General features: G+C 68.0%; 23 protein-coding genes. 9 read left to right on the top strand and 14 right to left on the bottom strand.

All coding sequences use genetic code 11. From position 1 onward, the window contains the following. Positions 1–9: 9 nt before the first annotated feature. Together JAO74_RS05645 and JAO74_RS05640 are read right to left on the bottom strand one after the other, a co-directional pair. On the bottom strand, positions 10–531 hold the full coding sequence (locus JAO74_RS05645; protein WP_199035965.1) for a hypothetical protein: 522 nt from the start codon (positions 529–531) through the stop codon (positions 10–12). 43 nt (positions 532–574) lie between these two features. Next, positions 575–2,959 carry a coiled-coil domain-containing protein gene (locus JAO74_RS05640; protein WP_199035963.1) on the bottom strand — a complete coding sequence of 795 codons (2,385 nt, stop codon included), beginning with the start codon at positions 2,957–2,959 and terminating at the stop codon, positions 575–577. A gap of 86 nt (positions 2,960–3,045) precedes the next feature. Between JAO74_RS05640 and JAO74_RS05635 the strand changes: the two genes are divergently transcribed. From JAO74_RS05635 to JAO74_RS05620, 4 genes are read left to right on the top strand one after another with little or no spacing between them, the layout of a single operon-like run. Further along, the gene (locus JAO74_RS05635; protein ID WP_199035961.1) at positions 3,046–3,342 is read left to right on the top strand and encodes an Hpt domain-containing protein; all 297 of its coding nucleotides are present in this window, start codon (positions 3,046–3,048) and stop codon (positions 3,340–3,342) included. Between the two features lie 56 nt (positions 3,343–3,398). Beyond that, entirely contained in the window at positions 3,399–4,583 is a 1,185-nt protein-coding gene (locus JAO74_RS05630) for a hypothetical protein (protein WP_199035959.1), read from the top strand. A 37-nt stretch (positions 4,584–4,620) separates the two neighbouring features. Further along, the gene (locus JAO74_RS05625) at positions 4,621–5,706 is read left to right on the top strand and encodes a DUF2336 domain-containing protein (protein WP_199035957.1); all 1,086 of its coding nucleotides are present in this window, start codon (positions 4,621–4,623) and stop codon (positions 5,704–5,706) included. Then, the gene (locus JAO74_RS05620; protein ID WP_233150687.1) at positions 5,703–7,064 is read left to right on the top strand and encodes a sensor histidine kinase; all 1,362 of its coding nucleotides are present in this window, start codon (positions 5,703–5,705) and stop codon (positions 7,062–7,064) included. The genes JAO74_RS05625 and JAO74_RS05620 overlap by 4 nt, the downstream gene beginning before the upstream one ends. Here JAO74_RS05620 and JAO74_RS05615 read toward each other — a convergent pair. Genes JAO74_RS05615 through gltX form a run of 3 tightly spaced genes read right to left on the bottom strand, consistent with a single transcriptional unit; the run spans position 7,032 to position 10,047 of the window. Then, entirely contained in the window at positions 7,032–7,238 is a 207-nt protein-coding gene (locus JAO74_RS05615; protein WP_199035955.1) for a hypothetical protein, read from the bottom strand. The two genes, JAO74_RS05620 and JAO74_RS05615, sit on opposite strands and share 33 nt — an antisense overlap. Before the next feature lie 5 nt (positions 7,239–7,243). Beyond that, on the bottom strand, positions 7,244–8,527 hold the full coding sequence (locus JAO74_RS05610; protein WP_199035953.1) for a citrate synthase: 1,284 nt from the start codon (positions 8,525–8,527) through the stop codon (positions 7,244–7,246). 32 nt (positions 8,528–8,559) lie between these two features. Continuing rightward, positions 8,560–10,047, bottom strand: a complete 1,488-nt coding sequence (gltX, locus tag JAO74_RS05605) for a glutamate--tRNA ligase (protein WP_199035951.1) — start codon at positions 10,045–10,047, stop codon at positions 8,560–8,562. A 19-nt stretch (positions 10,048–10,066) separates the two neighbouring features. Here gltX and JAO74_RS05600 point away from each other — a divergent pair, with 19 nt between their 5' ends. After that, the gene (locus tag JAO74_RS05600) at positions 10,067–12,145 is read left to right on the top strand and encodes a ComEC/Rec2 family competence protein (protein ID WP_199036106.1); all 2,079 of its coding nucleotides are present in this window, start codon (positions 10,067–10,069) and stop codon (positions 12,143–12,145) included. Positions 12,146–12,207: 62 nt separating this feature from the next. Here the strand turns inward: JAO74_RS05600 and lexA are convergent, their stop codons facing one another. Genes lexA through moaC form a run of 3 tightly spaced genes read right to left on the bottom strand, consistent with a single transcriptional unit; the run spans position 12,208 to position 14,602 of the window. Continuing rightward, positions 12,208–12,870 carry a transcriptional repressor LexA gene (gene lexA, locus JAO74_RS05595; RefSeq protein WP_199035948.1) on the bottom strand — a complete coding sequence of 221 codons (663 nt, stop codon included), beginning with the start codon at positions 12,868–12,870 and terminating at the stop codon, positions 12,208–12,210. A 54-nt stretch (positions 12,871–12,924) separates the two neighbouring features. Continuing rightward, positions 12,925–14,133: a molybdopterin molybdotransferase MoeA gene (locus tag JAO74_RS05590; RefSeq protein ID WP_199035946.1), complete on the bottom strand. Its 1,209-nt coding sequence runs from the start codon at positions 14,131–14,133 to the stop codon at positions 12,925–12,927. Then, positions 14,123–14,602, bottom strand: coding sequence for a cyclic pyranopterin monophosphate synthase MoaC (gene moaC / locus JAO74_RS05585; RefSeq protein ID WP_199035944.1), 480 nt, complete (start codon positions 14,600–14,602; stop codon positions 14,123–14,125). The genes JAO74_RS05590 and moaC overlap by 11 nt, the downstream gene beginning before the upstream one ends. Positions 14,603–14,690: 88 nt before the next feature. On the opposite strand from moaC, the gene ppk2 reads away from it, so the two are divergent. Further along, on the top strand, positions 14,691–15,443 hold the full coding sequence (gene ppk2 / locus JAO74_RS05580; protein WP_199035942.1) for a polyphosphate kinase 2: 753 nt from the start codon (positions 14,691–14,693) through the stop codon (positions 15,441–15,443). Positions 15,444–15,449: 6 nt separating this feature from the next. Here the strand turns inward: ppk2 and JAO74_RS05575 are convergent, their stop codons facing one another. Beyond that, positions 15,450–15,812 carry a GAF domain-containing protein gene (locus JAO74_RS05575; protein ID WP_233150686.1) on the bottom strand — a complete coding sequence of 121 codons (363 nt, stop codon included), beginning with the start codon at positions 15,810–15,812 and terminating at the stop codon, positions 15,450–15,452. Here JAO74_RS05575 and JAO74_RS18685 point away from each other — a divergent pair. Continuing rightward, positions 15,795–15,950, top strand: coding sequence for a hypothetical protein (locus JAO74_RS18685; RefSeq protein WP_233150685.1), 156 nt, complete (start codon positions 15,795–15,797; stop codon positions 15,948–15,950). The two genes, JAO74_RS05575 and JAO74_RS18685, sit on opposite strands and share 18 nt — an antisense overlap. A 72-nt stretch (positions 15,951–16,022) precedes the next feature. Here the strand turns inward: JAO74_RS18685 and trpC are convergent, their stop codons facing one another. From trpC to JAO74_RS05560, 3 genes are read right to left on the bottom strand one after another with little or no spacing between them, the layout of a single operon-like run. Next, positions 16,023–16,811, bottom strand: coding sequence for an indole-3-glycerol phosphate synthase TrpC (gene trpC / locus JAO74_RS05570; protein WP_199035938.1), 789 nt, complete (start codon positions 16,809–16,811; stop codon positions 16,023–16,025). After that, positions 16,808–17,803 carry an anthranilate phosphoribosyltransferase gene (trpD, locus tag JAO74_RS05565; RefSeq protein WP_199035936.1) on the bottom strand — a complete coding sequence of 332 codons (996 nt, stop codon included), beginning with the start codon at positions 17,801–17,803 and terminating at the stop codon, positions 16,808–16,810. The genes trpC and trpD overlap by 4 nt, the downstream gene beginning before the upstream one ends. Continuing rightward, complete coding sequence (locus JAO74_RS05560) at positions 17,800–18,384, bottom strand: anthranilate synthase component II (protein WP_199035934.1); 585 nt, start codon at positions 18,382–18,384, stop codon at positions 17,800–17,802. The genes trpD and JAO74_RS05560 overlap by 4 nt, the downstream gene beginning before the upstream one ends. Positions 18,385–18,498: 114 nt before the next feature. Here JAO74_RS05560 and JAO74_RS05555 point away from each other — a divergent pair, with 114 nt between their 5' ends. Next, positions 18,499–18,915, top strand: coding sequence for a hypothetical protein (locus tag JAO74_RS05555; protein ID WP_199035932.1), 417 nt, complete (start codon positions 18,499–18,501; stop codon positions 18,913–18,915). A 13-nt stretch (positions 18,916–18,928) separates the two neighbouring features. Here JAO74_RS05555 and trpE read toward each other — a convergent pair whose 3' ends face one another. After that, positions 18,929–20,434: an anthranilate synthase component I gene (gene trpE, locus JAO74_RS05550; RefSeq protein WP_199035930.1), complete on the bottom strand. Its 1,506-nt coding sequence runs from the start codon at positions 20,432–20,434 to the stop codon at positions 18,929–18,931. 10 nt (positions 20,435–20,444) lie between these two features. Next, positions 20,445–22,400, bottom strand: coding sequence for a peptidylprolyl isomerase (locus JAO74_RS05545; protein WP_199035928.1), 1,956 nt, complete (start codon positions 22,398–22,400; stop codon positions 20,445–20,447). 103 nt (positions 22,401–22,503) lie between these two features. Between JAO74_RS05545 and tpiA the strand changes: the two genes are divergently transcribed. Beyond that, positions 22,504–23,253 carry a triose-phosphate isomerase gene (gene tpiA / locus JAO74_RS05540; protein WP_199035926.1) on the top strand — a complete coding sequence of 250 codons (750 nt, stop codon included), beginning with the start codon at positions 22,504–22,506 and terminating at the stop codon, positions 23,251–23,253. The last annotated feature ends 46 nt before the right edge of the window (positions 23,254–23,299 follow it).

Below are 23,299 nucleotides of genomic sequence, written 5' to 3'. Positions count from 1 at the left end.
GCCGGGCGCTCAGGGCTGGAGCTTGTTTCGCAGCTTCTCCAGCGCCGAGGAAAGCTTTTGCCCGGTCTTGTTTAGCTCGGTGAGCAGAGGCTGGGTTTCTCGTTCGTCGATGACCCTTCGGCGACGTTCGGCCCTGCCATTCTGAAAGACGATCATGTCGAGGACGAGCAGCCATCGATCATGTCGGTCGAATGCGATCCTGCCGACCCCGTGACACAGGAATGGCCGCAGGTCTTCATGGAGCCGGAACGCAGCCGATAGTATCTCACGAACAACGGTGCCTTCTTCAGCGAACGGCCCGTCGGCGGCCAACGCTTCGCTCAAAATCTGAAACCGCTGTCCGGTCAGATGCTGGAGGCGGATCGCTTTCCCCCGATCTTCGACGGCACTCAGTGTCATCAACGTTTCGCTGACCGCCTGTTCGGTCTGTGCGAAGCGATGAACGGCGTTACCCCGCCATTGATTGGCCGCCCGCTGCGCTTCGTTCCAGATCGTGTCGGCGGCTGCGGTGATCGGGCTTATAGCGTTCATCCCCCTACGCTATCGATCACTCCTTACCGGAGAGTTGAGCCTCCTACCGCAGCCGATCGATCGCCTGCGCCAGCGCGACGTAGAGTTTGCCCATGTCGGACGACAACAGGGTAACGCCGAGCGGCGAACCCTCGCGCTGGGCTAGAATGGCGCGCAGCATCGTTTCGAAATCATGGATATACCGGTTCACCTGATCGCGGAACCCGGCATCGCTGTCGTAGAAATGCGAGATGCGGGCGGCGTCACTGGCTTCCAGCAAGCGGACGGCACGGCGGGTGAAGACACCGCGATCGCCCTTCAGATACGCACCCCAGGCGCTGTCCGACACATCGGGCGAGAACGCCTTCACGATATCGATCGATGCCGAATTCAGCGCATCGATCAACAACGCCACGCGACGGGCGATCGAATCGCCATCGGCGGTTTCACGGTCGCTTTGCGCCTTCTCGATACGGGCTTCGAGCAGCGCGCTCTGTTCCCCGATCGTATCGATATGGCCGGCAAGCCGCTCCGTCGCGCGGGTGGCGGCATCGACCGCGACCTGCGTCGCGTCACCGATCGCCTCGACCTGCCGTTCCACCGTATCCGTCGTCGCCCGGCGCATCGCCTCGGCGGTCGCGCGCTCCAGCGTAGCGGCCGCTTCCGGGATGATTCCGGCCAGCGTCTCGCGGGCGCGATCGGCGGCGACCTGCGCGGTCTCACGCACGCGCAACAGCGCCTCGACCAGACGGGGCGCGGCTTCATCGGCCAGCCGGTGCGTGCGGCCGATCGTGTCATCGATCGCCTCGCCCAACTCGCCCGCCTTGGCACGGCCTGCGGCCAGCGTTTCGAGCAGCGTGCCGGACAGTTGATCGAGCGTGCGACGTTGATCGGCGATAACGCCGGCGACCGCTTCGATCGCGTCATGCGTGCTTTCCGCCGCAGTCACGAGCGCCAGCAATTCCGGCTTGGCATGTGCGATGAGGCGCCGGCTGTCATCGACGCGCGCATCCAGCCGGCCGAGTGCGTCGGGCAACGTTTCATCGATCTCGCGTGCCGCGGCATCGAGCGCGACGAGCAATGCTTCGGTGGTGCCGATCGTGCGCGCGGCCATCATGTCGCCGCTCCGCAACGCCTCGGTCATCGCATCGGCGGAACCGCCCAGCGCGCTGATCGAGGCCGCGAGAACCTGCGTCCGCTCCGTTCCGGATACGTGCAGCGTATCGAGCTGGCGTTCGACATGCCTCAAGCCATCCGCCAATTCACCGACCATCTCCTGACCTGCAACGCGCTGCTTGCCCAGTCGACCGGCAATCCGATCGATCGCGATGTCGACCTCGTCGAGCCGGATCGTCAGCGCCTCGACGCTGTCACGGCCCGCCGCATCCAGCGCGGTCTGATGCGTACCCAGCCTGGCCAGCATCGTCTCGCCTTGCCGTACCAGTTCCAGCCGCGCCGCTTCGGTCGCCTGTTCGGTGCGGCCAATTATCGCATCGACGACGGCGGTCAATTCGCCGGCCACCTGTTCGAGGCGGCCACCGGCCATCGATCCGGTCGCATCCAGATGCTGGATCTGCTGGTCGAGGCGTCGCGTTGCTGTCTCGATCAACGCATCAAGCGCGGCAGCGGCGGTGGCGGTCGCCTGTTCCAGCCGCGCACCGGCCTGTTCGCCGACCGCGTCCATGCGGGCGATATGGGTTGCGAGCCGGTCGGCGGCCCCGGCCGCGTGCTCATCCGAATCACGCGCACGCGTGCCGAGAGCCACCAGTTGCGCTTCAAGCGCAGCGGCCTGTGCCGCAGCGGTCAGGCCCGCCTGATCGAGCCGACGCCCGACCTCTTCGCTCTCCGCCCGCGCCCGCGGCATCGAGGCGATCAACTCGCCGACGGTCGCGCGTGCGCGCTCGGCAGTGTCGGCCAGGCTGGTCGCCTGTGCTTCGGCCTGGTGTACTTCCTGCGCCATCGCCCGACCGATCGTCTCGAAACGAGCAGCCGCAGCAGCGCCGGCGTCGAGCTGGACCGTCAACTGTTCGCGCTGGGATGCCAGAACCCGCGACAGCGAGGCGACGCGGCGTTCCAGCGCGGCGGCTTCTGCGCGCATGGCCTGTGCCGAGGCGCCGAACCGGCGTGCTTCCGCACGGCTGGTTCGCCGGACAAGCAGCCAGATGATGCCGATCAGCGTCGGTGCGATGCACAGTGCCGTCAGAAATTGCGCCAGATCGACCGGCGACAGCGACGAAAGCGACCCTCGCGCCAGCCATAACAGCCCGCCGATCCAGACGATCGCGACGCTCGCTGCAATGGCGGGACCCACCCATCGCCACCGACCGTCGTCGATCGGATGAGCGTCGACCAGGTCGAGAACGTCGTCCTCCTCCCAGTTTTCTGGGGCTCGTGGCCACAGATCATCATGTGCGTCGATGCGCGCGCCCATCGCTTGGCCCCCGTTCATCGGATGCGTTGTACCAGCTTTCCTCCACACGCAAAGCCCAAGCCTCTCAACCTCCCCTTAAGTATCGCCACCATACAGCAGCCGCCATGGCCTATGACCCCGGAGCGATCGATGCGACCCTGGCAGCAGCGGTGGGTGACGAACCCGCGCTGATCCTGGAACTGAGGCTGGCGTTCGTCACCAGTGCGGAAGGTGCGCTGTCGGCGATGGAAACGGCGGGTGAGGATGTCGACGCATGGCGATCCGCCGCCGCCCGACTGCGCAGCCTGGCCGCCAGCTTCGGCGCGGTGCGGCTGATGGCGGCGGCGGCGGACGCGATCGACGGCCGGCCGGGCGACCTGCCGACGCTGGCTAAGTTGCGACGGGCCGTCGTTCGGTTGTGACGGTCTTGCCCGAACGGGCTTGCATCGTCGCGTACCTTGCCTAACAGCCTGTGCGAATGCTCGCGGGGCTTCTTTTTGCCGATCATGAGGCGCTCGATCGCCCCGGCCAGTTGACGGCGACCTTGCCGTTCGGTGGCGTGTGCCTGATCGAATATCAGGCGCGGCTGCTGATCGCAGCCGGCGCGGCGCAACTGATCGTGTCGGTCGGGCGGCTGACGCCGGAGCTTCTGGGCGCACTGGGGCGGATCGGACGGCGCGGGATCACCGTCGATGCCGTGCGCACCGCTGCGGAAGCGACCGAAAAGCTACACCCGCTGTCGCATGTCGTTATGCTGGCCGATGGGCTGGTGACGATGCAGGAAGTCGTGGATCATTTCGCCGCCGCACCGCAGGATACGTTGCTGGTCATGCCGGACGATGAGGCACCCCCGGCCTATGAACGGCTGGGTGGCGGCATGGCGTGGGCCGGCGTGGCACGACTGGAGGCGAAGCGGATCGCCGAGGTTGCCAGCCTGCCGCGCGATTATGATCTGCAATCCACCACCCTGCGCCTCGCCGAACAGGCGCGGGCGATGCACGTGCCGATGGCGGCGGGGTCGTTTCGCGATGGTCACGGCATCGAACATGCGAGTGCCGCTCTGGCGCAACGCGGACGGGCGGTGCTGGCGGCGACGGTGGCCGACCGGCGCAACTGGTTCAACGGCTGGATACTCGCGCCGATCGCACGACTGTCGGCGCCGTTGTTGATGGAGCGGGCGATACCTGGTGCGGCGGTCGGCGGTGTTGCCGGCGCGATCGCCATGGCCGGGATCGGGGCGATCCTGTTCGGCGCAACGACCGGCGGGCTGGTCGCAACGCTGGCCGGATGTCTGGGACTGGGCGTCGGCCGGGTGCTGGCGATGCTGCGTGATGAGCAGCGATCCGCGCGAACGCAACAGGTCGCGATGGCGGCACTGCCAGCGGCGGCCGTGCTGGTGCTGGGGCTCGTCATGGGTAATGGCGATGCGGCGAGACCGGTCGCGCCGATCGTGGCGGTGATGCTCCTGTTTCTCGGCGGTTTGGCCGAGCGGGCGATCGCCCGGCCGCGACGTCGTCCCGGATGGGGATCGCCGCCAGCATATCTTTTGGTGATTACCGTCGCGGCTTTGCTAGGATGGCCGTTAGCGGGCCTAGGGCTGGCGACACTCTATGCGGCGGTCACGCTGGCGGCCGTGGTCGAAACCTTGCGGCCGGACGTCTAGGGTGATGTTAACCATCGAAAGGATAAGCCACAGGGTGATGGCGCCCGGATCTGACGACGAAGCGGCGGGGGGCTGGGCTCCCTATGGGCTGGCGGCACGGGTCGCGGCGGCCGAATCGCGCGTGCAGGCCGAACTGGATGCTGCCGTGGCCGATGCGGGCCTTTCCGACGGCTATCGACTGGACGAGCGGACCCGCCTCGCACTGGGTGAAAGTCTGCGAAGCATGGTCGCAACCGTGGAAGCCGCGATCCGGCGTCACGCAACGCGATTGCTGGCCGATCGCGCCGCGCCCGGCGGCACGGCGCTCCGATCGTCGGAGGAAGCGGTCGCAAGGTTGATGCGGGCGGGCTTGCTCCGGGAGCGGGCGTTGCTCGCCGATGTGATCGCCCGCGTTCGTGAGGATCTGATCGCCGAAACCCTGCCGGTGGCGGTCACCGGCCCTGACGAACCAAGCCTGTTGGTACGCCTGTCGGCGGCGCCGGATGCACTCGTGGCACGTGCGGCGATTGCCTTGCTCGCGGCCGACAGTCGACGGCGGGATGCGCGGGATTGTGGCGAGATGCAGGTCGACGACCTGTCGAGCGACCTGCATCGACGCCTGGTATGGCATGTTGCGGCGGCCTTGCGCGGCGACGGTGCCGATCCGGTCGTCGATCGTGCCCTGTCGGAAGCGGCCGCTCGCTGCTTGTCCGCTCATGACGATCATGAGCGGGGTGACAGCGTGGCGCTGCGTCTGGCCGCCGCGATCGATCCGCGACCAGCCGAAATTTCGAGCCTGTTGGTCGAGGCGATCGGTGATCGCCGGCTGGGGTTCTTCATCGCGCTGCTGGCGCAAACCTTGGCGTTGTCGATCGAACAGGTTCGGACGTTGACGATCGATCCCGTCGGCGATCGCCTGTGGCTGGCCTTGCGCGCGCTCGGGCTGGACCGAACGGCGATTGCGCGGATCGGACTGGCGCTGGCGGATGCGGATTCCCGCCGCGACGTCGAGGCTTTCGCGCAACAGATCGATATGATCGCGCGCATACCGGTCGATCATGCGATGACGGCATTGGCACCACTGGCATTGCCAACCGAATATCGCGCGGCGATACGAATGGTCGATCGTTGGACCATTCGATGAACGCACCCGAAACTACTATCGGCGCGATGATCGCGCATGCCGTGATCGATTCCGACGGCATCTTGCTGTCCGCCGACCCGGCGCTGGACGCCCTGAATTTGCGGGCAGGCGGTATGCCGGGCCTGCCATGCGCCGTGCCGCAACTGGCCAGTGCTGCTGCCCTGGCGCAGCGGCTGGGTGTACCCGTCTGCCGCCGGATGACGGTCGCCGATGACGAAACCGATGTCGAACTCTGGGTACGTGCGCAGCCGGAAGGCGACCGGGTCCGTTTGGCGGCCAGCGGCTGGACCGAGGCACCTGCATGGCGTCCGGCTGCGGGTCCCGCACCGCATGTCCATGAGGGCGGGCTGTGCTGGGAAACCGACGCTTCGCTCCGCGTGACATACCTGTCCGTGGTCGCCAGCCGGGCGATGGGACTGGACCCGGCGTCGGTTCTGGGGCGGCCATTGACGGTGTTGTTCGGCTTTGGCGAAGGCGCGGATGGTGCCATGCCAATTCTCGACGCGCTGGCACGACGGCGGCCGTTCAACAATCAGCCGGCAACGCTTCGTCCCACCTCGCGCCCGGTGACGCTGTCGGCGGTGATCCGGCCGGATCCGATGGGCTCGTTCGCCGGCCTGACCGGCACGGCCCGTGCGGTCGTGGCGGATGATGATGACGACGATGTGCTGAGAGCGGCGTTCACCGCGGGGCTCGATACGGCGTTGCGATCCTCGTTGACCCGGATCGTCGCCGACGCCGATGCGATCGAGTTGCAGCGCGATGGACCGATCAGCGCGGACTATGCGGATTACGCCGCCGACATCGGCAGCGCCGGTCGGCATCTGATGAGCCTGATCGACGACCTGATCGATCTGCAGGCGATCGAACGTCCCGATTTCACGACGGCGATCGAACCGATCGATCTGGCCGATATCGCCGGGCGGACCGCCAACCTCTTATCGGTGCGCGCCGAACATGCCGGCGTCGTTATCGACCGGCCGCCGGCCGAAGCCGTGGTGCCGGCGATGGGCGACGCCCGTCGCGTATTGCAGATCATGGTCAATCTGGTCGGCAACGCGCTGCGCTACAGCCCCGCTGGCGAGCGGGTGGTGATCGAGACGTCGATGGGCAGCCAGATCGCCCGGATTACCGTAACGGATCGGGGCAAGGGCATCGCGCCCGTGGATCAGGAGCGGATTTTCGACAAGTTCGAACGGATCGATCCGACCGAGGCGGGTGGTAACGGACTGGGCCTGTTTATCGCCCGTCGTCTGGCGCGCGCGATGGGTGGCGACCTGACGGTGGCGAGCGCCGCGGGGGAGGGTGCCCGCTTCACCCTGACGCTACCGACGCGGCAGGCGTCGCGCGATCAATAACATCAACAACCCGGCGACCGCGACGCCCGCGCCGTAATCCGCCCATTGCCGCTGATCGAGCATGAAGCTCGACCGCGGCCAATGAATATAGCCCAGCCCCTGGCCGATCCACAAAATCCCCGTTGCCGCAAAGGCGACGCCAAGGATGATGATGATCGGCCGGAGCACGTTCATAGGTCTCAGCGCTCCGTCAGGGGAACGTAGGAACGCTGCGTCGGGCCGTTGTACAGCTGGCGCGGACGGCCGATCTTCTGGTCGGGATCGGTAATCATCTCGTTCCACTGCGCAACCCAGCCGACGGTGCGAGCGAGCGCGAATAGCACGGTGAACATCGACGTCGGGAAACCGATCGCCGACAGGATCACGCCCGAATAGAAATCGACGTTCGGGAACAGCTTCTTCTCGACGAAGTACGGATCGTTCAGCGCGATCTCTTCCAGCTGCAACGCCACGTCGAACAGTGGGTCGGTGACCTTCAGTTCGGCGAACACCTCGCGCACGGTCTTCTGCATCACCGTCGCGCGGGGATCGTAGTTCTTGTACACGCGGTGGCCGAAGCCCATCAGGCGGAACGGATCGTTCTTGTCCTTGGCGCGGGCGATATATTCCGGGATGCGATCGGGCGTACCGATCTCGCGCAGCATATTGAGTGCCGCTTCATTGGCACCGCCATGCGCCGGACCCCAGAGGCAGGCGATACCCGCCGCGATGCACGCGAACGGATTGGCGCCCGACGAACCGGCAAGACGCACGGTCGAGGTCGATGCGTTCTGTTCGTGATCGGCATGGAGGATGAAGATCCGGTCCATCGCCCGTTCGATCACCGGGTTCACCTCGTACGGCTCGGCCGGCACGCCGAACGTCATGCGCAGGAAATTGCCGGTATAGGACAGGGAGTTGTCCGGATACAGGAACGGCTGGCCGACGCTGTACTTGTACGCCATCGCTGCGATCGTCGGCATCTTGGCGATCAGGCGATGCGATGCGATCACGCGCTGTGCCGGATCGTGGATGTCCGTCGAATCGTGATAGAAGGCCGACAGCGCGCCGACGACACCGCACAGGATCGCCATAGGATGCGCGTCGCGGCGGAACCCGCGGAAGAACGTCGCCAGCTGCTCATGCACCATCGTGTGGCGCGTGATCGTGCGATCGAACGTGCCCAGCTGATCCGCATCGGGCAGTTCGCCGTTCAGCAGCAGATAGGCGACCTCCATGAAGCTGGACTGTTCGGCCAGTTCGCCAATCGGATAGCCGCGATGGAGCAGGATACCCTGGTCGCCATCGATATAGGTCAGCTTCGACTGGCACGACGCGGTCGAGGTGAAGCCGGGGTCGTAGGTGAAGGCATCGGTCTGGGCATAGAGCTTGCGGATATCGATCACATCCGGGCCGATCGTGCCCGACATGACCGGATATTCGAGTTCCTTGCCGGTCAGGGAGAGCTTTGCGGCGTCGGTCATTCCACGCATCCTTTGTATTGAGCGTTCACGTGTCAGGCAGCCATGCGGTCGGCAATCCGACCAAGGCTTTCGCTGCGCCCTAGAAGGGCGAGTACGTCGAAGATGCCGGGCGACGTCTTGCGCCCGGTCAATGCGGCACGCAGCGGCTGCGCGGCCTGGCCGAGCTTCACGCCCCGCTCTTCGGCCACGCCGCGTACCGCGGCTTCGAGCGCTTCCGTATCCCAGTCATCGACCGCGTCAAGCGCCGCATGGAGCGAAGCGAGAATCGCGGGCGCATCGCCGGCCAGCAATGGCGCCGCCGCCTCGTCGATCGGCAGCGGTCGCTGCGCGAACAGGAACGCGGTGCCATCGGCCAGTTCGTTGAGATTCGCAGCCCGCGGCTTCAATGCCGGCATCGCCGCGGTGAGCAGCGCGACATCGACATCGCCACCCAGCCTGTCGGCGACGAGCGCGGCGAGCCGGGCATCGTCCGCCTCGCGGATATAATGACCGTTTAGATGTTCGAGCTTCTTCAGGTCGAACCGCGACGGGCTCTTCCCGACGGCGCCGAGATCGAACCATTCCACCGCCTCGTCACGGCTGATGATCTCGGCATCGCCATGACCCCAGCCAAGCCGGAGGAGATAATTGTCCAGCGCCTCGGGCAGGATGCCCAGTTCGTTGCGATACGCTTCGATCCCGACCGCGCCGTGGCGCTTCGACAGCTTGGCGCCGTCCGATCCGTGGATCAGCGGGATATGTGCATAGACCGGCTCGGGCCAGCCATTGGCGCGATAAATCGGCAACTGGCGAAAGGCGTTGTTCAGATGGTCGTCGCCGCGGATGACATGGGTCACGCCCATGTCGTGATCGTCCACGACCACCGCCAGCATATAGGTCGGCGTGCCATCGGACCGCAGCAGGACGAGGTCGTCCAGTTCGGCATTCTGGACGGTAACCGATCCCTGTACCTGATCGTCGATCGTCGTCGCGCCATCCTGCGGCGCACGCAGACGGACGACGAACGAAGCGTTCTCCGGGCCGTCGCTGCGGTCGCGCCAGGGGGAACGGATGCGCAGCGGTTGCTTGGCGGCCTGTGCCGCCTCGCGCTGGGCAGCGATCTCGTCCTGCGTCATGTAGCAGCGATAGGCGTGACCGCTGGCAACCATCTGGTGTGCGACTTCGGCATGGCGATCGGCGCGGGCGAACTGGAAGACGGCGTCGTCGTCCCAGTGGAGGCCCAGCCAGCGCATGCCGGCCAGGATCGCGTCGATCGCCGGCTGGGTCGAGCGGGCGCGATCGGTATCCTCGATCCTAAGCAGGAACTTGCCGCCATGATGACGGGCGAACAGCCAGTTGAACAGCGCGGTCCGCGCGCCGCCCAGATGCAGAAAGCCGGTCGGCGATGGCGCAAAGCGCGTGACGACCGCTAAAGATGGGGTGGGCGCCGTCGCGGCGCCCCGTTCGGTTATTGCGCCCAAGCGCGCATGCTCCCAGACTGGATGATGAATGGCCAGTTCAGCCGCCGACGCCCCTAGCATGCACCTCCCGTGGCGACAAATGTCGGCGGGGTCGATCGCGGCTGCGCTCGAACGACGGCTGGAGATCGAGCGCGATCAACTCGGCCTGTGGTTGCCGGTGGCGCTGGGCGGCGGGGTCGTGCTGTGGTTCGCATTGCCGCGTCCGGCACTGTGGGCGGCGGCGATGCTGGCGTTGGTGGCAGGCGGATTGGCCCTGATCGCGCTGGGCCGGGGCGGGCGGCTGGTGCGATCGCTGGCGGTCGGGGCGCTGGCGATGGCATTGGGGATGGCGCTGATCTGGTGGCGGGCCGAGCGGGTCGCGGCGCCGGTGCTGGCACGCCCGGCGATGGTGGCAATGACGGCGCGGGTCGAGCGGGTCGAGCCGCTAGTGGCGCGCGGGTTGGTGCGGCTGACGCTGGCGCCCAATGTCTCCTCGCTGCCACCACGTATAAGGGTCAATCTGACGGAGGCGGATGCACCGGCGGGGTTGAGTGCGGGGGCGACGATCCGGCTGCGAGCTCGTTTGATGCCACCACCGGAAGCAGCGGTGCCGGGTGCCTACGACTATGCGCGGGTGGCATGGTTCACCGCTATCGGGGCGACAGGCCGCGGGTTCGCGCCGGTGAAGGTGCTTGTTGCCGGCCGGGGTGAGGCCGGCTTGCGGCGGGCGTTGACGGGTCACGTGACGAGCAGCGTGGCGGGTAGTGCCGGCGGTGTCGCGGCGGCGCTGGTGACGGGGGATACCGGCTCGATCTCGGAAAACGATGCGGAGGCGATGCGGGCGGCGGGGCTGGCGCACCTGTTGTCGGTCAGCGGGTTGCACATCACCGCCGTCGTCGGGGCGACGATGATCGTCATGCTGCGGTTGCTGGCGCTGATCCCCGGACTGGCGCTGCGCGTCCGCCTGCCGCTGGTGGCGGCGGGGGCGGGGGCACTGGCGGCGGTGGGATATACGCTGCTGACGGGCGCGGAAGTGCCGACGGTCCGGTCGTGCGTCGCGGCGTTGATGGTGCTGGTCGGGCTGGCGATGGGGCGTGAAGCGATGACGCTGCGACTGGTGGCGGCGGGGGCGCTGATCGTGCTGCTGTTCTGGCCGGAGTCCTTGGCGGGGCCGAGTTTCCAGCTGTCGTTCGCAGCGATCACCGCGATCGTGGCGCTGCACGATCATCCGCGGCTGCGGACGTTCGGTCTGGTGCGGGACGAGGGGCCAGGGCGGCGGCTGTTTCGCGGCATGGCTCTGTTGCTGCTGACCGGCGTGGTGGTGGAGGTCGCGTTGATGCCGATCGCTGCCTATCACTTCCACAAGGCGGGATTGTACGGCGCGCTGGCCAATATCGTCGCGATCCCGTGGACGACGTTTGTGGTGATGCCGCTGGAAGCTCTGGCGCTGGCGCTCGATGCGGCGGGACGGGGCGCGCCGGTCTGGTGGCTGGTGGCGCAGGCGATCGGGCTGTTGCTGTGGCTGGCGCGGCTGGTGGCGGCCAGTCCGGGGGCGGTGTCGGCGTGGCCGGCGATGCCCGATGCTGCGTTCGCGCTGATGGTCGGTGGCGGGCTGTGGCTGGCGCTGTGGCGGACCGGCTGGCGGCGTTGGGGGCTGGTGCCGCTTGTCGTAGGGGCGGCTTGGGCGATCATGACGCCGGCGCCGGACCTGCTGGTGACGGGCGACGGTCGACATGCGGCGATCAGGACGCCGGCGGGGGTGATGCTGCTCCGCGACCGGACGGGCGATTACATGCGTGGCATGCTGGCGGAGACGGGCGGTTCGACTGTCGAGCCCGGACTGATGTCGGAAGCGGCGGGGGTGCGGTGCAGCGCCGATCTGTGCGTGGCGACGGTTGCGGGGCAATGGCGGGTGCTGATGATGCGGAGTGCGTATCTGGTGCCGGTCGGCGAGCTGGTCGCGGCGTGCCGGATGGCGGATGTGGTGGTCAGCGAGCGGCGGTTGCCGCGGGGGTGCCGGCCACGGTGGTTGCGGCTGGACCGGCCCACGCTGGCAACCACCGGCGGCGTGGCAGTGAGTTTCGCACGGGGGCAGGTGGTGACGGTGAAGCGGGCGGGGGACCGGCATCCCTGGCGCAGGCCGCCCCGCGTGATGCCGGTTCGGGCGGAAAGTCGCTAAAGTCACACCCTCTACGTGCGCGCGATCGTGCGCGCGCCCGCGTGAGGCTTAAGCCGCGAGCCTCAGTCGTAGCGGCGCAGGATGCCGGACAGCTTGCCCTGGATACGCACCTGTTGCGGGGCGTAACGTTGCGGATCATAGGCGCGGTTGGCGGGGTCGAGGCGGACCATCGCGCCTTCCCGACGGAAATACTTCAGCGTCGCCTCCGAATCCTCGATCAGCGCGACGACGATCTCGCCGTCATGGGCGACCTCGGTCCGGCGGACCAGCGCATAGTCGCCGTCGAGGATGCCAGCCTCGACCATCGAGTCTCCCGCCACCTCCAGCGCGTAATGATCGCCCGGCCCGAGCAGCGCGGCGGGGACGGCGAGCATGCTCGATCCCTCGAACGCCTCGATCGGCATACCGGCGGCGATGCGGCCGTGCAGCGGGATCTCGATCACGTCGTTGGCGGGCGGCGGCACCGGAGCCGTGGACTTCGCCGCGCGACCCGCGGGCTTCTTTTCGACCCGTTCCGGCATGCGCAGGATTTCCAGCGCGCGGGCACGGTTGGGCAGGCGACGGATGAAGGCGCGTTCTTCCAGTGCCGAGATCAGGCGGTGGACGCCGGATTTCGATTTCAGGTCGAGCGCGTCCTTCATTTCCTCGAACGAGGGTGACACGCCCGTCTCGTTCAGGCGGTCGTTGATGAAGCACACCAGTTCGTGCTGCTTGCGCGTGAGCATCTCGGCCTCCGTCGGGAACAGATAAGGAACCGATAAGGAACATTAGCCCTTGCGTCAAGCGATCACGAGGATTTCCGCCGATTCGCCAGCCTGCGCAGCGGGAGCGTGCGCGGGCCGGATGATGAGGCAGGTCGACCGCGCCAGCGTCAGCAGCATCGAGCTGTCCTGGATCGTCGAGGCGAAGGCGCGGCCGTCGCGTATTTCGGCACGCAGATAGTCTGTGCGGCCCTGATTGGCGGGTAACGGTTCGCCGAGCAGCGCACTGGTGACGAGCGGCAACGGATCGCCCGCGCCGCCCAGATGCGCGACCACCGGCAGCACGAACAGCGTAGCGGTGACGAACGCGGACACAGGATTGCCGGGCAGGCCCAGCACGATGGCATCGCCCAGCCGGCCAGCCATCATCGGCTTGCCGGGGCGGAGCGCAATCCGCCAGAAATCGATGACGCCGCCCGCCGCCTCGATCGCGGGGCGTACCAGATCGTGGTCACCGACCGAGGCACCGCCGGTGGTGACGAGCAGGTCCGCCTCCACCCCCGCAAAGGTATCGCGCAGGGTATCGAGCCGGTCGGGCAGGATGCCGAGATCGATCACGTCGACGGGCAGGTGCGCCAGCATCGCCGCCAGCATCGCGCCGTTCGATTCGGGCAGCGACAGGCCGGTCGGATCGCTGCCCGGCGGCACCAGTTCGTCGCCCGTCGCGGCGATGGCGACGCGCAGGCGGCGGCGGACGGGCAGGTCGCCGTGCCCGCCCGTCGCCGCCACGGCGATACGCGCGGGCGTCAGCCGCTCGCCAACGCGGACGAGCGGCTGGCCTTCGCTGAAATCGAGTCCGCGGCGGCGGACGTTGCGGCCATGATGGCCGGGGCCTTCGCCGGTCAGGATCAGCCGCTCGCCGTCGCGCGCCGCCTCTTCCTGGATCAGGACGGTGTCGGTGCCGGCGGGCATGGCCGCGCCGGTGAAGATGCGCGCGGCCTCGCCGGCGGCGACGGTGCCGTTGAAGGGATTGCCGGCCGCGCTTTCGCCGACGACGCGCCAGGGGCCGGGCAGGTCGGCATGACGGATCGCATAGCCGTCCATCGCCGACAGGTCGGCCGCCGGCTGGGTGCGGCGGGCGAGGATATCCTGCGCGGCCCAGCGTCCGGCGGCGGCGCGCAGCGGCGCGCGTTCCGGCGCGACGGGCGGCACCATCACGAACAGGCGTGCCTGCGCCTCGGCGACGGGCAGCAGGGCGACGCCCAATGCGGTGGGATCAGCGGCCATCTGGGGCGGTCCAATCACCGGATTTGCCGCCGCTCTTGGCGAGCAGGCGGACGCCGTCGATTACCATCGCCTTGTCGACCGCCTTCACCATGTCGTAAATGGTCAGCAGCGCGACCGTGGCGGCGGTGAGCGCCTCCATCTCGACGCCGGTCTGGCCGGTGGTGGCGCAGGTGGCGGTGACGGCGACACCATCATCCAGCAGCGTTAGGTCGATCGCGACGCGCGACAGCGGCAGCGGATGGCAGAGCGGGATCAGGTCGGCGGTGCGCTTGGCCGCCATGATGCCGGCGATCCGCGCGACGGCGAGCACGTCGCCCTTGTTGGCGGTCGCATCACGAACCAGCGCGAGGGCGACGGGGGCCATGGTGATGCGGCCGGTGGCGATCGCCTGACGCGCGGTGGCGGGCTTCGCGCCGACATCCACCATGCGCGCGGCGCCGGTATCGTCGAGATGGGTGAGACGGGTCATGATGTCCTGATCGGAAGAGGCGGTGAATCGTTCTAACGCACGTCATGGCATGGATGAACCATGCGTTGTCTCGCGGCGTTCACGCGGCATGAAAGATTATGACGAGCAACTCGCCACGCTCCAACTGGCCCTGTTGAAGACGCAGCAGGCGATGATCGCGTCTGGCGAGCGGGCGGTGATCGTGCTGGAGGGGCGCGATGCGGCGGGCAAGGACGGCACCATCAAGCGCATCACCGAACATCTGACGCCGCGATCGACGCGCGTCGTGTCGCTCCCCAAGCCATCGGACCACGAACGGGGGCAATGGTATTTCCAGCGCTATGTCGCGCATCTGCCGGGGGCGGGGGAACTCGTGATCTTCAACCGGTCCTGGTACAATCGCGCCGGGGTGGAAGTGGTCATGGGCTTTTCCACCAAGGCCGAGCAGGCGGAATTCCTGCGCGATGCGCCCGATCTGGAGCGGATGCTGGTCGAAAGCGGGATCAGGATCATCAAGATCTGGCTCGACATCGACCGGGGCGAGCAGAAGAAGCGGCTGGAGGCGCGGCACGACGATCCGCTGAAGGTGCTGAAGATATCCGATATGGATGCCGTGGCGCAGGACCGGTGGAAGGATTATTCCAACGCGCGCGACCTGATGCTGGCGCGGACGCATTCGCCGATCGCACCATGGCATTGCGTGCGGGCCGACCACAAGAAACCCGCCCGGCTGGCGGTGATGCGTCACATCGTCCGCGAGATCGCGCCGCCGTCCGTGGCGAAGCATGTCGGCGATCCCGATCCGTCCATCCTATTCCCGTTCGATCAGCAGGCGACGGTCGATGGTCGTCTGGCGAAATAGGTCGGGTCAGTCGATCACTTCGCCGGCAAAGGCCATCAACAAGGCGGCGTCCTCGTTCGAGAAGGCGTGACGTGGTTCCGCGTCGGTGACGCACAGCGCGCCGAGGGCGTAACCATCCCGATCTCGAAATACCGCGCCGGCGTAGAAGCGGATCAGACCGTCGTATACGAAAGGACTGCCTGCCAACCGCTCATCCGTCGAAGCGTCGAGCACGACGAAGGGCGTGTCGGGTAAACTGACGACATAGCTGCTGATCGACGTCGAACGCCGGTAATCACCGAGCATTCCGCCCGATGCCGCGATCACGTGCTGCCAATCCGCCGAGATCACATTGACGCCGGCCCATTGCGCATGGAGCGCGATCCGCATGCGCTTTGCCAGTGCCATCAATCGTGGATCGCGATGCGCGTCGATCAGACCCGACGCCTCGACGGCAAGGATACGGCGATGATCGTCGGGTGGAATCGGTGCTGGTGTGAAAAGGGAAATACCCATGCCATTGTCTAGCCAGCGATAATGCCGGCGTCATGGCTGCAAACGGCTTGTCGAAACGGCCGGACAGTCCCGTTTCAGGACGGTTTAGCGCTCTGTCTGGCCGATCAGCATGCGGGTGGCCGCTTCGACGTCCTGTTGGCGCATCAGGGCTTCGCCGATCAGGAAGCAATGGACGCCGTGATCGGCCATCGCATCGAGATCGCTTCGCGTCGTCAGGCCGCTTTCGGCGACGAACGTGCAATCGGCGGGGGCGAGCGTCTTCAACCGATAGGACCGCGCGACATCGACCGAGAAGTCGCGCAGGTCGCGGTTGTTGCAACCGATCAGCCGTGACCGAAGTTTCAGCGCGCGGTCGAGTTCGACCTCGTCATGCACCTCGACCAGTACGTCCATGCCGTGGTCGATCGCAGCGACCTCGATCTTGGCGAGCGTCGCGTCGTCGAGCGCGGCGACGATCAACAGGATCGCGTCGGCGCCCAGCGCCCGCGATTCGGCGGCCTGCCATGGGTCGACCATGAAGTCCTTGCGGATCACCGGGATCGAGACGGCGGCGCGCGCCTGCACCAGATAATCGTCGGCGCCCTGGAAGAACCGCTCGTCGGTCAGGACCGACAGGCAGGCGGCGCCACCCGCCTGATAGGCGCGGGCATGGGCGGGGGGATCGAAATCGGCGCGGATCAGGCCCTTGGACGGGCTGGCCTTCTTGATTTCGGCGATCAGCGCGTGGCCGGGTTTCGCGTCGAGCGCGGCGCGGAAACCACGCGGGGGGCTGGCGACGGCGATACGTGCGGCGAGCGCGGCGTCGGTAGTGGCGGCCTTGCGGGCGGCGACCTCGGTGCGCTTATGCGCGACGATCGTGTCGAGTATGGTCATGAATAGGCGATCCAGCGGTCGAGCAGCGTATTGGCAGCGCCGCTGTCGATGGCCTCGGCCGCCAGCGCGGCGGCATCGGGCAGGGTGGCGGCGCGCGACGCCAGCATCAGCGCGGCGGCGGCATTGAGGAGAACGGCCTCGCGATAGGCACCTGCCTCTCCGGTCAGCAGCCGGCGGAGGGCAACCGCGTTGTGCGCCGGATCGCCGCCCCGGATCGCATCGATCGGATGGCGGGTCAGGCCGGCATCCTCGGGCATGACGCGGGTCGGCAGGCTGGCGCTGCCGACATTGGTGACCAGGCTGGGGCCGGCGCCGGACAGCTCGTCCAGCCCCTCCTCGCCCGACACGACCAGGGCCGCCTCGGTGCCGAGCTGTTCCAGCGCCTCGGCATAGACGGGGGCGTAATCGGGGCGGGCGATACCGATCAACTGGCGGGTGACGCGGGCGGGATTGGCGAGCGGGCCCATCAGGTTGAAGATCGTGCGACGGCCGATGCGGCGGCGGATTGGCGTGATCCGGGCCATCGCGGGATGATGGTTGGCCGCGAACAGGAAGCAGATGCCGAGATCGGCGAGGCTCGCCTCCGCCATCGCCCCGGCGCGGGCCATGTCGAGGCCCAGCGCCTCCAGCGTGTCGGCGGCGCCCGCCTTGGACGAGGCGGCGCGGTTGCCGTGCTTGGCGACGGGCACGCCGCACGCCGCGACGACGAGGCTGACGGCGGTCGAGACGTTCAGCGTGTGATGGCCGTCGCCGCCGGTGCCGCAGACGTCGATCGCGCCGGCGGGGGCGTCGATCGGGATCAGCCGGTTGCGCAGGGCGCGGGCGGCCTCGGCGATCTCGATCGAGGTTTCGCCGCGTTCGGTCAGGCCGATCAGGAAGGCGGCGATGGCGTCGTCGCCGGCGCGGCCGTCGAGGATGTCGGCAAAGGCGGCGGCGGCGGTTTCGCGCGACAGTGGTGACGCGGTGTCGGGCAGAAGCGCGATGGTGGTCACGCCAGTTCCTTCACCGTCATGCCGGCCGCGCGCATGAAATTGGCGAGCATGGCGTGGCCGTGTTCGGTGGCGATGCTTTCGGGATGGAACTGGACACCGTGGATCGGCAGCGTGGCGTGGCGGAAACCCATGACGGTGCCATCCTCCGCGCGGGCGTTGACCAGCAGCGTGTCCGGAATGTCGTTGACGATCAGCGAGTGATATCGGGTCGCGATGAAGGGCGAGGGCAGGTCGGCGAACAGGCCGGTGCCGTCGTGCAGGACGGGCGAGGTCTTCCCGTGCATCAGGCCGCCGCGTTCCACCTTGCCGCCGAAATGCTGGCCGATCGCCTGATGGCCCAGACACACACCGAGCAGCGGTCGCCCCGCCGCCGCGCACGCCTCGACCAGATCGAGGCTGACGCCGGCTTCGGTCGGGGTGCAGGGGCCGGGGGAGATCAGGAACGCCTCCGCCCCCGACGACAGCGCCTGCCCCGCGGAAATGGCGTCGTTGCGCACCACCTCCACCACCGCCCCCAGTTGCTGGAGATAGTGGACGAGGTTCCACGTAAAGCTGTCGTAATTGTCGACGACGAGGATCATCGCCTGCCCATAGCCGCCTGAAACATTCCCGCAACCCGGACGCGTGAAATGGCGGTCGACCAGTGGAGCCTGATGGGGCTTTGCACGTTGGTGGAGCTTAAGGAGCCCGTTGCCATGATCCGTCTCGCCCTTGTCGTCACCTTGCTCGCCTCACCGGCACTGGCCGTGGCGCAGACCGCCGTGCCGGCCGCCGAAAGCTCGACCCCGCCGCAGCGCATCCGCAGCGTGCAACTGACCGCCGGTCAGCAATGCCCCAAGGGTGCGGGCGACGAGATCGTCGTGTGTTCGCCGGCGGAAGACCCTTATCGCATCCCCAAAAGCCTGCGCGACAGCGGGCCGATCCCGATGCAGAACCAGAGCTGGGTCAACCGCGTCGCCGATATCGACCAGACCAACCGCGTGGCGGGCGGTATCCCCAATACCTGCTCGCCGGTCGGCAATGGCGGGCAGACCGGTTGTTCGGTGCTGGCGGCGAAGCAGTGGGCGGCGGAGAAGCGGGCGCAGCGTCAGGCGGACTCGTCGATTCCCTGATTCGGAAGCCGGGTTATTGCCCGAAGCCGGCCGCGCCGGCTCGGGCGACCGCTTCGCGTGCGGCGGCGAGGATGGCGCCGGCCTTGGCCTCACATTCGCGCTGTTCGTATTCAGCTTGCGAATCGGCGACGATGCCCGCGCCGGCCTGAACATGGATCATGCCGTTCTTCACGACCGCCGTGCGCAGGACGATGCACGAATCGAGCGATCCGTCCGGCGAGAAATAGCCGACGCCGCCGGCATAGGCGCCGCGCCGTTCGGGTTCGAGTTCGGCGATGATCTGGCAGGCGCGGACCTTGGGCGCGCCGCTGACGGTGCCGGCGGGGAAGCCGGCGAACATCGCGTCCAGCGCGTCCTTGTCGGGTGACAGCCGGGCGGTGACGTTCGAGACGATGTGCATGACGTGGCTGTACATCTCGACCGTGTAGCTGTCGGTCACGCGGACGCTGCCCGGCGCGGCCGCTCGCCCGGCATCGTTGCGACCGAGGTCGAGCAGCATCAGATGCTCGGCACGCTCCTTGGGATCGGCGAGCAGGCTCGTGCGGTTCGCCTCGTCCTCGCTGGCGGTCTTGCCGCGCGGGCGGGTGCCGGCGATCGGGCGGACGGTAATCTCGCCATCGCGGACGCGGACGAGGATTTCGGGGCTGGACCCGATCAGCGCGAAGCCCGGCAGATCGAGGTGATAGAGGAACGGCGACGGATTGATCCGGCGCAGCGAGCGATACAGTTCGAACGGCGGCAGCGTGAACGGCGCGGTGAAACGCTGGGCCAGCACGACCTGAAAGATGTCGCCCGCCGCGATATATTCCTTCGCGGCGGCGACCATCTCGCCGTAGCGGGCGGGGGCCATCGCCGGTGTATAGGCCGGCTCGTCCAGCACCGCGCGGATGGGCGCCGGCAAGGCGGCGTCGGCCAGACGCGCCGCGACCGCATCCAGCCGCTCCTCCGCCTGCGTCACGATCGCGGCGGGATCGCGTGACGGATCGGGCCAGGCGGGCGCGACCAGATACAGTGCGTCGGCGAGGCGATCGAACACCAGCAACACGGTCGGCCGCACGAACATCATGTCGGGCAGGCCCAGCGGATCGGCGGCGGGCTGTTCCAGCCGTTCGACCAATCCCACCGTCTCGTACCCGAAATAGCCGACGAGACAGGCGAGCGCGCGGGGCAGTTCGGGCGGCACATCGGCGCGGCAATCGGCAACGAGCGCGCGGAGGGCATCGAGCGTCGGCTGGCCGCACGGTTCGAACGCATCGCGATCGGTCGTCCAGCGGCGGTTGATCGCGGCGTCGTTACCGTGCGCCCGGAACACGAGATCGGGAGCGAGGCCGAGCAGGCTGTGACGCCCGCGGATCGCGCCACCCTCGACCGATTCGAGCAGGAAGTCGCCGCGACCCGGCTCCATCAGCCGCAGCGCCGCCGCGACCGGCGTTTCCGTGTCGGCGACCTGCCGCCGCCAGATCAGCGCCGGCTTGCCGGCGGCGAGGGCGGCCCGAGAGTCGGTGCTGGGGGCGGTCATCGCGCGCGGATCAGTTATCGGAACCACCCTGACCGGCGAGTTCGGCGCGCAGGCGCTTCAGCGCCGTCGCATCGGTCTTCACGCCGACCTGATTGCGAGCGGCGCGGGCGAATTGCTGGACATATTCGCTGCCGATCATCTGACCCAGCTGCCCGCGCGTCGCGGCGAGGATGGCGGGGTTCTTCGATGCGTCGCCGCGCTGAATGCCGGTCAGCCGCACGACGATCCAGCCGGTGCCCTGCGGTGCCTCGACCATCTTCGTCGTGCCCTGCACCATGCCGAACATCAGCGCGAGCGCCGGATCGGGACCGCCGGCCTGTTGGCGGGCGAGGTCGGTGCGCGCGCCGGCGATCGGGCGGGGCGCCGGCAGCGACGTGCCGGCCTCGCGCACCGCCTGTGCCAGCGGCGTGTTGCGATTGGCCTTGGCGAGGATGCCGGCGGCGATGCGCCGGGCGGCCTGACGGGTGCGATCGGCGACGAACGCGGCGGCGACCTCGTCGCGGACCTGGGCCAGCGGGCGCGGGGCGGCGGGTGTGATCTGGCCGACGGCGACGACGGCGAAGCTGCCATCCGCACCGGTCTGGACCAGTTGGGGCGCATCGCCATCCTCAGCGGTGAAGGCGGCCTGCACGATCGGGATCAGGGCCGGATCGGGTTTCGCCAGCGGATCGTTCGGATCGGTGGCGCTGGCGGTCAACGCCGGTGTGGTGACGGGCTTGATCTTCGCATCGGCCACCGCCTCGTCGAAGGTCGAGCCACCGGTCAGCGCGGTGTCCAGCGTGTCATGAAGCTGCGCCAGCGCATCGGCGGATTTGCGGACGCCGATTTCCTTCGCCAGTTCGTCCTGCACCTGCGCCAGCGTGCGCCCCGGCACCTGCTGGACCGATTCGATCCGCGCGACGGTGAAGCCCAGCGATCCGCGCACCGGCCCGACGACCGACGAGGCCGGCGCGGCGAACACCGCATCGGCGACGGCGGTGCCGGTCTGGGTGGCATAGGCGGCCTTTTCGACTGCGGTCTGCGTCGATGCTTCCAGCCCGGCGGCGCGGGCGGCGGCGGCGAGCGGCGTGCCGGCCTTCACCTTGGCGGCGATCGCCTCTGCGCCGGCGCGGTCGGCGACGATGACCTGCGCGATGGTGCGCTTTTCGGTCGGCTGATATTTCGCTCGGTTCTGCTGATAGGCCTGCGCGATTTCGGCTGGCGTCGCGACGGCGCTGGCGCGGACCTGATCGGGGGTGACGAGGGCGTAGCGGATCGTGCGGCGTTCCGGCACGCGATACCGCTGAAGGTTGCGGGCGTAGAAGGTCTGAAGCTCGGCCGGCGTCGGGGCGGCACCGGACGCCGCCGCCTGCATCGGCACGAACGCAACCTCGCCCGCACGGCGTTCCAGCATCAGCGAGGCATAGGGGGCGACGATCTGGGCCGGCACCTGCGTCGCGCCCTGCGTCGGCGCGACCAGTTGCTGCACGACGATGTCGCGGGCGATGTCGCGGCGGATGCCGGCGTCGGTCAGCTTTCGTTCGATCAGGATGCGGCGATAGATGTTTTCGTCAAACTTGCCGGTCGGTCCCTGCAGGCCGGGGATGCTGGCGATCTGGCCATCGACCGCGCGCTTCGACACGATCATGCCCTGCTGGCGGCCGAAGTCGGCGAGCGCGTAGCTTGAAATCATCCGGTCGAGCGAGGCATCGAGCTGGCCGGCGGCGAGATAGCCGGCGATGTCCGCCTGCGGATTGCGCTGGCGGGCGGCGGCGACCTCGTCATTGGCACGCTGGCGCAGGTCGGCCATCGTGATTTCCTGCTTGCCGACGGTGGCGACGTCGTTGCCGCCCAGACCGCCGGTCGAGCCGCCGGCGAGGTTTGAGATATCCCCCGCCGCAAAGGCGAGGGCGATGACGCCCAGCACGATGAAGGTGACGACATAGCCGACCTTCGAATGGATGATGCGGCGGAAAAAGCTGAGCATGAAGGACCGTTCGCGAGATTTCTTGGACGCCGCCTTAGGGCGCGGGCGAGCGGGCTTCAAGCGCGACCGGCTTGTCGCTAGGGTCGGGTCACATCATGGGAGTATGGGAATGCGGCGCAAGCTGGTGTCGGGCAACTGGAAGATGAACGGGTCGCTCGCGACGCTGGCGGAACTGGACGGGATCGCGGCGGCGGCGGCGGCGGCCCCGAATATCGACGTGTCGATCGCGGTGCCGTTTACGCTGATCCACCCGGCGGCGCTGCGCGTGCCGGGCCTCGCGATCGGTGCGGAGGATGTGCATGACGAGGATGCGGGCGCGCATACCGGCTGCGTTTCGGCGGGCATGGTCAGGGAGGCGGGCGCGGTCTTCACGATCGCCGGCCATTCCGAACGCCGGGCGGATCAGGGCGAGAACAGCCATGACGCCTGGGCCAAGGCGGCGGCGGCGCGGCGGAACGGCCTGTCGGTGATCCTGTGCTGCGGCGAGACCGAGGCGGAGCGCAATGCCGGGCGGGCCGAGCGGATCGTGCAGGCGCAGATCGAGAAATCGGTGCCGGAGAATGCGACGGCCGACTGGCTGACGCTCGCGTACGAACCGCGCTGGGCGATCGGTACGGGCCGCACCCCGACGCTGGACGAGATCGCCGCGATCCACGCGATCGCGCGCGAAAAGCTCAGGATGATGATCGGCGACTGCGCGGCGGATGTCCGCATCCTGTATGGCGGTTCGGTGGTGGGCGAGAATGCGGCGGCGATCCTGTCGACCGAGAATGTCGACGGCGCGCTGGTCGGCGGCGCGAGCCTGACCGCGGCGAAGTTCGTGCCGGTGATCGAGGCGGCGGCGCGGCTTTGATCCGGGGCGCTGGCGGATCGAACCGCCAGCGGCTACGTTTGCCCGA

The sequence above is a fragment of the Sphingomonas mollis genome, assembly GCF_016427505.1.
Classification (GTDB): Bacteria; Pseudomonadota; Alphaproteobacteria; order Sphingomonadales; family Sphingomonadaceae; genus Sphingomonas; species Sphingomonas mollis.
This window is presented reverse-complemented; position numbering and strand designations above follow the sequence as displayed.